The organism is Methylobacterium longum, from assembly GCF_022179385.1.
Classification (GTDB): Bacteria; Pseudomonadota; Alphaproteobacteria; order Rhizobiales; family Beijerinckiaceae; genus Methylobacterium; species Methylobacterium longum.
The window spans coordinates 1-509 of the sequence record NZ_BPQS01000178.1; the positions used below are offsets into that span (position 1 = coordinate 1).

General features: G+C 65.2%; 1 pseudogene. It reads left to right on the forward strand.

What is annotated here, in order from left to right:
* Positions 1 to 509 (forward strand): annotated as a pseudogene (gene groEL, locus MFF58_RS31985) (chaperonin GroEL); the annotation flags it as partial.

Sequence of the window (509 nt, forward strand, 5' to 3'; positions counted from 1 at the left end):
ATCTCGTCGAACGGCGACACCGAGATCGGCCAGATGATTGCCCACGCCATGCAGAAGGTGGGCAACGAGGGCGTCATCACCGTCGAGGAGGCCAAGACCGCCGAGACCGAACTCGACGTCGTCGAGGGCATGCAGTTCGACCGCGGCTACCTCTCCCCGTACTTCATCACGAACGCGGAGAAGATGGTCGCCGAGCTCGAGGACCCCTACATCCTCATCCACGAGAAGAAGCTCTCCTCGCTCCAGGCGATGCTGCCGGTGCTCGAGGCCGTGGTCCAGACCGGCAAGCCGCTCCTGATCATCGCCGAGGACATCGAGGGCGAGGCCCTGGCCACGCTCGTGGTGAACAAGCTGCGCGGCGGCCTGAAGGTCGCGGCCGTCAAGGCGCCGGGCTTCGGTGATCGCCGCAAGGCGATGCTCGAGGACATCGCGATCCTGACCAAGGGCCAGATGATCGCCGAGGATCTCGGCATCAAGCTCGAGAACGTGACGCTCCCGATGCTCGGCCG